The organism is Monashia sp. HAY1-5C (assembly GCF_056755255.1).
Window position 1 is genome coordinate 1 of the sequence record NZ_JBPGXG010000886.1, and the last position, 230, is coordinate 230.

1 protein-coding gene is annotated in these 230 nt (G+C 59.6%); it reads left to right on the forward strand.

Annotated features, from left to right (window positions below; translation table 11 throughout):
• A partial coding sequence (locus tag ACR9ZK_RS23845; protein ID WP_481344374.1) for an SDR family oxidoreductase occupies positions 1 to 123 on the forward strand: 123 nt, incomplete at its 5' end.
• Between the last annotated feature and the right edge of the window lie 107 nt (positions 124 to 230).

The following is a 230-nucleotide window of genomic DNA, read 5'->3' on the forward strand; positions in this document are numbered from 1 at the left end:
CTCGGAAGACCGGCCAAACCGGAAGAGGTCGCCGATCTGATTGCATTCCTTGCATCGGATCGAGCAGCATCGATTACCGGGACCGAGCACGTCATCGACGGCGGAACCGTTCCGACCGCTTAAGCCGGCCATCGACTACTCTTGCAGATCACGCGGGTGCGTCCCATCCGCCGATCTGGGAATAGATCGCGTCCCGCAGGTGCCGTATATCTTGGTTCAAGACAGCGAGT